The sequence below is a fragment of the Actinomadura sp. 7K534 genome (assembly GCF_004348575.1).
GTDB lineage: Bacteria > Actinomycetota > Actinomycetes > Streptosporangiales > Streptosporangiaceae > Spirillospora > Spirillospora livida.
The window spans coordinates 1-8,039 of sequence record NZ_SMKB01000292.1; the positions used below are offsets into that span (position 1 = coordinate 1).

At 73.3% G+C, this 8,039-nt stretch carries 9 protein-coding genes; 7 read left to right on the plus strand and 2 right to left on the minus strand.

Annotated features, from left to right (window positions below):
• Positions 1 to 237: 237 nt before the first annotated feature.
• The 3 genes from E1266_RS33090 to E1266_RS33100 are packed head-to-tail and all read left to right on the plus strand — an operon-like array spanning position 238 to position 2,528.
• Complete coding sequence (locus E1266_RS33090) at positions 238 to 582, plus strand: DM13 domain-containing protein (RefSeq protein ID WP_243719188.1); 345 nt, start codon at positions 238 to 240, stop codon at positions 580 to 582.
• A gap of 3 nt (positions 583 to 585) precedes the next feature.
• Positions 586 to 1,314: a response regulator transcription factor gene (locus tag E1266_RS33095; RefSeq protein WP_132053855.1), complete on the plus strand. Its 729-nt coding sequence runs from the start codon at positions 586 to 588 to the stop codon at positions 1,312 to 1,314.
• The gene (locus E1266_RS33100; protein WP_132053857.1) at positions 1,311 to 2,528 is read left to right on the plus strand and encodes a HAMP domain-containing sensor histidine kinase; all 1,218 of its coding nucleotides are present in this window, start codon (positions 1,311 to 1,313) and stop codon (positions 2,526 to 2,528) included. Before E1266_RS33095 ends, E1266_RS33100 begins: the two co-directional genes overlap by 4 nt.
• Here E1266_RS33100 and E1266_RS33105 read toward each other — a convergent pair.
• Both E1266_RS33105 and blaOXA read right to left on the minus strand, forming a co-directional pair.
• Entirely contained in the window at positions 2,415 to 3,671 is a 1,257-nt protein-coding gene (locus tag E1266_RS33105) for an MFS transporter (RefSeq protein WP_132053859.1), read from the minus strand. The genes E1266_RS33100 and E1266_RS33105 overlap by 114 nt on opposite strands.
• Positions 3,668 to 4,555: a class D beta-lactamase gene (blaOXA, locus tag E1266_RS33110; RefSeq protein WP_243719190.1), complete on the minus strand. Its 888-nt coding sequence runs from the start codon at positions 4,553 to 4,555 to the stop codon at positions 3,668 to 3,670. Before blaOXA ends, E1266_RS33105 begins: the two co-directional genes overlap by 4 nt.
• Before the next feature lie 616 nt (positions 4,556 to 5,171).
• Between blaOXA and E1266_RS33115 the strand changes: the two genes are divergently transcribed.
• The 4 genes from E1266_RS33115 to E1266_RS33130 are packed head-to-tail and all read left to right on the plus strand — an operon-like array spanning position 5,172 to position 8,021.
• Complete coding sequence (locus tag E1266_RS33115) at positions 5,172 to 6,617, plus strand: ATP-binding protein (protein WP_243719192.1); 1,446 nt, start codon at positions 5,172 to 5,174, stop codon at positions 6,615 to 6,617.
• 30 nt (positions 6,618 to 6,647) lie between these two features.
• Positions 6,648 to 7,082: a roadblock/LC7 domain-containing protein gene (locus E1266_RS33120; protein WP_132053861.1), complete on the plus strand. Its 435-nt coding sequence runs from the start codon at positions 6,648 to 6,650 to the stop codon at positions 7,080 to 7,082.
• Positions 7,079 to 7,459, plus strand: coding sequence for a DUF742 domain-containing protein (locus E1266_RS33125; protein WP_132053863.1), 381 nt, complete (start codon positions 7,079 to 7,081; stop codon positions 7,457 to 7,459). Before E1266_RS33120 ends, E1266_RS33125 begins: the two co-directional genes overlap by 4 nt.
• Positions 7,440 to 8,021, plus strand: coding sequence for an ATP/GTP-binding protein (locus tag E1266_RS33130; protein ID WP_132053865.1), 582 nt, complete (start codon positions 7,440 to 7,442; stop codon positions 8,019 to 8,021). Before E1266_RS33125 ends, E1266_RS33130 begins: the two co-directional genes overlap by 20 nt.
• Positions 8,022 to 8,039: the final 18 nt, after the last annotated feature.

Here is an 8,039-nt window from a genome sequence, read left to right on the forward strand (position 1 = left end):
GGTTGGGATGTCCGGGGCGGCCGGTCGTGGTCGTCCGTTCATCCTGGCCTGGAGATCGTGATGTCCCGTCGTGTTGTCGTTGGTCTGCTGGCGGTCCTGGTGGTCTCCGCTGGGGTTGGGCTCTATCTCTTTCAGCCGTGGAAGGCGTTCACTGACACCACCGTGAACGAGGCGTTGCCGTCCGCCTCGCCGTCCGTCTCGCCGTCTGCCGCCGTGGCCAGGCAGGAGGAGGGGCCCGTGCGGCTTGCGGGAGGGCGGTTCGTCAGCCATGAGCACGGCACCAGCGGCAAGGCGTTCACGGTGCGGCTCGCGAACGGGGAACGGCTGCTGCGCCTGGAGGATCTGAGCACGTCGGAGGGGCCGGACGTGCGGGTCTACCTGTCGCGGCGGGACGCCGGCGCGGTGCGGGACGGGCTCGGGAAGGGGGCGGTCGAGCTCGGCAAGCTCAAGGGCAACCTCGGCGACCAGAACTACGGCGTCCCCGCCGGTGCCGATGTGTCCGGGTTCCGCAGCGCCGTAATCTGGTGCAAGCGGTTCTCGGTCTCGTTCGGAGCCGCCGACCTCGCCCCCGGGAAGAGCTGATCGTTGAGTCCCGCTGCCGCCGGCGGCCACATACTGGTCGTGGAGGACGATCCGACCGTCGCGGAGGTCGTCACCGGATACCTCGCCCGCGCCGGGCACCGGGTCGCGCACGCCGCCGACGGCCCGGCCGCGCTGGAGATGGCCGCGGCGCTGCGGCCCAGGCTGATCGTGCTGGACCTGATGCTGCCCGGCCTGGACGGCCTGGAGGTGTGCCGCCGGCTGCGGTCGGGGGACGGGCCGCCCGTGCCGGTGGTGATGCTCACCGCGCGCAACGAGGAGCCCGACCGGATCCTGGGGCTGGAACTGGGCGCGGACGACTACATCTCCAAGCCGTTCAGCCCCCGCGAGCTGGTGCTGCGGGTGGCGTCCGTGCTGCGCCGCGCCGAGGCTCCGCCGACCGCCGCCGCCTCGGCGGCGCTGCGGGCCGGTGACCTGGTCGTCGATCCGGCGGCCCGGCGCGCCGAACGCGGCGGCCGGCCGCTGGCCCTGACGGCCCGCGAGTTCGACCTGCTGGCGTTCCTGCTGCGCCGTCCCGGCCGGGTGTTCGCGCGCGAGGAGCTGCTGCGGCACGTGTGGGGATGGGACTTCGGCGACGCCTCGACGGTCACCGTCCATGTGCGGCGCCTGCGGGAGAAGGTCGAGGACGACCCGGCCGCCCCCAAGCTCATCCGGACCGTGTGGAGCGCGGGCTACCGTTTCGACCCGCCGGGAGACGAGGTGCCGCCCCCATGAGCGAGGTACTGGTCATCGTGGGGCTGGCGGCGCTGGGCGCCCTGTTCGCCGGGATGCTCGCCGCCCCCGCCGTCACGCTGCTGCGCCGCCGTCCGGTGGTGCTGTCGATGTTCGCGGTCGCGGCGCTCGCCGTGGTCGCGATGGCCGCGGGCACGATCGCGGTGGCGGTGGAGATGTTCCTGTCCCCGCACGACTTCCAGGTGGTGCTGATCGTGGTCGCCGTGTCGGGCGCGGTGTCGCTCGGCGCGGCGCTGCTGTTCGGGCGCCGGATCGCCGCGGGCAGCCGGGAACTGGCGGTGGCGGCGCGGGCCGTCGGCAGCGAGGCCGGGTTCGTCGCCCCCGCGGACCCGCCGATCGCCGAGCTCGCCGCGCTCGCCGCCGCCCTGGAGGAGACCGGCGCCCGGCTCAGGGCGGCGCAGGAGCGGGAACGGGCGCTGGACGCCTCCCGCCGGGACCTGGTCGCGTGGATCTCGCACGATCTGCGCACCCCGCTGGCGGGGCTCCGCGCCATGGCCGAGGCGCTGGAGGACGGCGTCGTCGCCGAGCCCGGCCGGTACCACACCCGCATCCGCGCCGAGGTGGAGCGGCTGTCCGACATGGTCGACGACCTGTTCGAGCTGTCCCGCATCCAGGCCGGATCCCTGGAGCTGACCCTGGCCCGGATCTCGATCTACGACCTGGTGGACGACGCCATCGCCACCGCCCGGCCGCTGGCGGAGCAGCGGGGGGTGCGGCTGCGCGACGGCGGCATCGCGCGGCTGCCCGTGCGGGTCGACGGCCAGGGCATCACGCGGGTCCTCGGGAACCTGCTGGTCAACGCCATCCGCGCGACACCGGCCGACGGCACCGTCGCGGTGAGCGCGCACCGGGACGGCGACCGGGTCGTCCTCGCGGTCGACGACGCGTGCGGCGGCATCCCCGAGCAGGACCTGCCCAGGGTGTTCGAAACAGGCTGGCGCGACGGCCCGGCCCGGACCCCGGCGGCAGTCCCGCCTGCTGAGGACGACGCCGGCGGGCGGCAGCGGCGCCTCGGCGACACCGGCGCGGGGCTGGGGCTGGCGATCGTCCGCGGCATCGTGGAGGCCCATGCCGGTCGCGTCTCAGTCCGCAACACCGGCGTGGGGTGCCGTTTCGAGCTCACGCTTCCGGCGGCGGGCGCCGAGCGGGTCCCCGGCGGGACGGGCTCGCCCGCGTTGGACCAGCGCCGTCCCTGAGGGGTCGCGCCGCATCGTGGCGGCCGCTGCGGCGCAGGCGAGCAGGGCCAGGGCGGCCAGCGCGGCCGTCGCTCCGCGGGGGCCGCTCTCGAAGGCGCGGCTCACGGCGATGCCGCCGGCGAACGCGAGCAGTCCCGCGAAGAACGCGCGCACGCCGAGGTACGTCCCGTAGCGCGACGGCCGCGCGAGCCTGGCGACGGTCTGGAACACCGCCGGTTGCAGCAGGCCGCCCGCGAAGCCGTGCAGGACGGCCACCGCGATCAGGCCCGGTCCCCCGGTTCCCGCGCCGGTCGCCAGCAGCAGGTAGCCGGCGCCTGCGCACAGGAGGCCGGCGCGCAGGACACCGGGACGTTCGCCGCGCGTGGCGCACCACGGCTGGACCGCCGCCGACACCGCCGCCAGGACGCAGGAGAACACGGTCACCGCGCCGGCGGACGCGCCGCCGAGCGGGACCACCACCGCCGCCTGGTCCGCGAGCAGCATCGCGGGCATCGACACGACGACGAACCACATGAAGACCCGGTCCCGCACCGCCGTCCGCACCCCGGCGACGGCCCCGCTTCCGGACGGGAGGCGCGGCACCCGCTTCAGCAGGGAGAACAGGAACGCCGCCAGCAGCCAGAGCCCTCCCGACACCAGGGCCACGAGCCAGTAGCCGACGCTCAGCAGGGCCAGGCCCAGCGCCGGTCCCAGGACCGCCGCCGCCTGCAGCGTCATCGTGTACGCCGCGTAGCCGCGGCCGCGTCGCCGGTCGGCGAGTCCCGCCAGCAGCGACTGCGCCGCGGGGTGGAAGAGGGCGCCGCCCGTGCCCAGCAGCAGCGCCGCGACGACCAGCCCCGGGGTCGCGGACACGGTGCCCAGGAGGACGAACCCGGTGGCGCGCAGGACGCAGGCGAGCATGCCCGCCCGGACGGGGTCGAGCACATCCACCAGCGCCCCGACCGGCAGGGACAGCGTGTGCTGGACCAGGTTGCGGAGCGCCAGCACCAGGCCGATCAGCCCGGCCGCGAGCCCCAGGTCGTCCCTGAGGTGGACTACGAGGTGCGCCATCGCGGAGAAGTAGCCCAGGGAGATGGCCGCCTGGACGGCGACGACCACGGCGACCGTGCGGCGGTCGCCGTGGTCGGAGGCGGATACGTTCACGCGGGCAGCACGTGCAGGCGCCGCAGCAGCTCACGCGCCACGGTGGCGCGCTTCCCGGCGTCGCCCGCCTCGCCGATGCCGATGTTCAGCGCGAAGGTGTGGACGTGCCCGCCGCGCTCGACCCAGCCGACCCACCAGCCGGTGCCGGGACCGGGGGCGTTCTCCCAGCCGGACTTGGCGAACAGCGCGTACCCGTCCCCCTCCTCCTGTCTGATCAGTTCGCGGACGGTGCGCTGGTGCTCCCGCGAGGCGGGCAGCCGCCGGGCCGCGAGCCGCTCCAGGAACCGGGTCTGCTCCACCGCGGAGATCCGCAGCGGACCGTCCAGCCAGAAGCGGTCCGCCGCGGTGCCGATCTCGCGGTTGCCGTAGTGGAGCCGGTGCAGCCACCGCCGTTCGCGCTCGGGGCCGATCCGGCGGGCGATCACCTGGAAGGCGGCCGCGTTGGAGATCTGGACGGCCTCCCGCATCGTCATGTCCCGTTCCCAGTCGGGGAACGGCTGCGGCGTCCCGTCCCACGGGATCACCTCGCCGGGGCTCTGCACCGCCCCGGTCTCCAGGGCGACCAGCGCGTGCGGGACCTTGAAGGTGGAGGCGGGCACCAGCCGGGTCTCGGCACGGCGCCGGTCCACGACGGTCGTGCTCCCGGTGCGCACGTCCAGCAGCGCGAACGTGCCGCGGACGCCGGCCGCGTCGAACACGGCGCGCAGGTCGTCGCGGACGATCGTGCCGGGCAGCGGCCGCTCGGCCGCCGCGACCGCGGTGGCCCCGCGCGGGACGGCGCCATGGGCGGACGCACCGCACCCGGCGGTGCCGAAGACGGTGGCCGCGGCGAGCACCGCGGCACCGAGCCGCGTGCGAAGGATTCGGGCGGGATGTCTGATCACGGACCCCAAGTGATCACAACCCGGCGCACCCTGTCCAATATTGATACTGATCGGCCGTTGATATCAGACCAATATCGTTGCAGGTCAAAGGGACACGATGCCCCAGCCGACCGCAGGGCCGTGTTCAAGCGCCACAACCGGGTGGTTCGGAGGGGCACCGGTCGGCCCATGGTGTGGTGACCGGTGTTATTAGGTGTCCGTTGAGGGCATTTCTGGTCGTCCTTGTTAGCGAATAGCACGATCTAAGCCGCACGCCTACCACATGGATCGACTTCAAAATCGGGGAAATTGGACATTTCGGACCAGTTGCCTCGTTGCCCGCCCCGGATGAGGGAATCTCAGCAATCCTTGTTTCCCCGATAAGACGTTGTGACAGCCTGGACACGAGCCGTACTCATACGAGCATGTATCCCCCAGTATCGTGATCTCGCTGTCGACGCCGAGGACCCCGATGCCTGACTATTTCGAACCCGCCGCAACGGCCGCGCCCCCGGACGTCCGGCAAACCGGCGGGGCGCCGGCCCACGACCGGCGCGGACGGGACGGAATGCGCGCCTACCACCGAACCATTTCCGTGCTTCCCGCAGCAATTATGGGACTTCTCGGACTTATCGCCGTGACCACGCTGTACAGCGACGACGCCATGAACCGGGAGACGCGCCTGATCCTGGCCATGCTGGCCGTGGGAGCCGTGATCACGCTGCTGGCCGCGGTGGCGGGGGCGGAGACGGCGTCCCGGCGGCTGATCCGGCGGCGCACCCGCGAGGACGAGCAGCTGCGGCGGCGGCTCGGCGAGCTCGGGTTCCTGGTCGCCCGCGGCAGGCGCGAGCTGCAGCGGCTGGCCGCCGGGCTGCGCGCGGGCGAGTCGGCCAAGCCGTGCCGCGAGGACCTCCCGGCCCCCGAGGCCGGCGACTCCGTCGCGCAGCTCGCGTACGAGCTGCAGCGGGCGCAGGCCGCGGCCTGGAACGCCGTGGTGGGCGCCGCGAACCGCGACCCCGCGGCCGAATCGGGCCGCCGGGTCGACGTCTTCGTCAACCTCGCGCGGCGGATGCAGACGCTGTCGCACCGCGCCATCCAGGGCCTCGACGAGCTGGAGAACCAGGTCGAGGACCCGGACCTGCTCAAGGGCCTGTTCAAGGTCGACCACCTCACCACCCGCACCCGCCGCCAGGCCGAGAGCCTCGCCGTGATCGGCGGCGCCTCGTCGCGCCGCCGCTGGACCAGGCCGGTCACCCTCTACGAGGTGCTGCGCTCGGCGATCGCCGAGGTCGAGCAGTACAACCGGGTCAAGGTGGTGCCGCCGGCCGACGGGAACCTGCACGGCGGCGCGGTGGCGGACGTCGTCCACCTGCTGGCCGAGCTCATCGAGAACGCGACCAGGTTCTCCCCGCCGCACACGCAGGTCCTCATCCGGGTCGAGCGGGTCAGCGCGGGCCTCGCCATCGAGGTCGAGGACCGCGGCCTCGGCATCCCCCGGGGCGAGCAGCGCCGGCTGAACGCCCTGCTCGCCGACCAGGACCGGGGCGACACCCACGAGCTGCTGAAGGACGGGCGGATCGGGCTCCTCGTCGTCTCCGCGCTCGCCCGGCGGCACAAGATCCGCGTCCAGCTGCAGGGCAACGTCTTCGGCGGCACGCAGGCCGTCGTCGTCGTGCCGGGCGAACTGGACGGCGGGCAGCCCGAGGACACCGGCGAGCGGCCCCGGCCGTCCCCGGCGCACGCCCGCCCGGAATCCGCGCAGCAGCCGGCACCGCAACCCGCGCCGGAGGGCCGCGGCGCCACCGGCGATCCGCCGCCCGCCCGGCCGCCGGCCGGGGAGTCCCCGCGCCGGGCCGAGGCGCCGGTCCCGCCGAACGCCGGGGAGCGGCCGGCGCTGCCGCGCCGCCAGGCGCAGACGCACCTCGTACCCGAATTGGCCGAAGCGCCCGCGCCCGCGCAGCACGAGGAAGAAGAGGACCGGGAGGTCGTGCACAACTCCGGACTGATGGCGGCTTTCCAGCGAGGAATGCGCAGCGCCCAGGAGGCGGACATTTCTGCGGAGGAGCCGGACGGCGTCAACTAGCGAGGCAGGACTCATGATAAGGAGCGTTCATTGAGCGGCGTCGCCCCGAACCAGGCCCAAGATCTTGCTTGGCTGTTGCAGGGGCTGGGCGAAGAGGTTCCGGTCATACGCGGCAGCGTGCTGCTCTCCGCGGACGGCATGCTGAAAGCCGCCCACGGATTCGACCGCACGAGCGCGGAGCAGCTCTCCGCGCTCGCTTCCGGGCTGTTCTCCATAGCGCGCAGCACCGGAGCGAAATTCGACGACAGCAACGAGGTGCGGCAGGTGGTGGCGGAGCTCAGATCCAGCCAGCTGTTCATCTCCTGGGCCGGTTACAATTCGGTGCTCGCGGTGCTGGCGGGCGCCGACGCCGACCCCGCCGTGGTCGGTTTCGAGATGGCCCGGCTCATCAGGTCCGTCCGGCCGTTCCTGCACACCGCGGTCCGGCCCGCGGCCACGGCGATCGAGCGAGACCGGCCGACATGACGTCCGGAGACCAGGTAAGGCCCGAGGACGACGAGGTCTGGCTCGACGACGACGCCGGCCGGCTCGTGCGCCCCTACACGGTGACCGCCGGGCGCACCCACCCGACCGTCGAACTGGACATGCTGACCCTGATGGTGTCCGTCCGGCTCTCCCCCGCGCTGGACGTCGAGTACACCAGGGCGCTCGAACTGTGCCGGACGCCGACGTCGGTCGCCGAGGTCGCGGCCCACCTGCGGCTCCCCACGGCGGTCACCAAAGTCCTTCTCTCCGATCTGGTGGAACGCGGCGTGATGACCGTGCAGGAGGCGCGGATCGCGGCCGACCCCACCGACCGAGCCCTTCTGGAGGCACTGCTCGATGGCCTACAACGAGTCTGAGGGGCTCCCGACCCAGGTGAAGATCCTGGTGGCGGGCGGTTTCGGCGTCGGGAAGACGACGTTCGTCGGCGCGGCGAGCGAGATCGAGCCGCTGAGCACCGAGGAGCTCATCACCTCGGAGAGCGTCGGCATCGACGATCTCGGCGGGGTGGAGGGGAAGACGACCACCACCGTCGCGCTCGACTTCGGCAGGATCACGATCGAGCAGCACGGGATCGTGCTCTACCTGTTCGGCACCCCCGGGCAGCGGCGCTTCTGGTTCCTGTGGGACGAGCTGGCCGCCGGGGCCCTCGGCGCCGTCGTGCTCGCCGACACCCGCCGCCTGGAGGACTGCTTCGAGGCCGTCGACTTCTTCGAGAACCGGGGCCTCCGGTTCCTCGTCGCGGTGAACGAGTTCGACGGCTCGTTCAGCTACTCCCCGGACGAGGTGCGCGCCGCCCTCGAACTCCACCCGCACGTGCCGATCGTGCTCTGCGACGCGCGCGACCGCGCCTCGGCGATCGCGGCGCTGCGCTCGCTGATCCTGCACCTTCTCTCCACCGCCCCGCCCGCCCCCGTCTGACGCGGCGGGGCCGGCCCC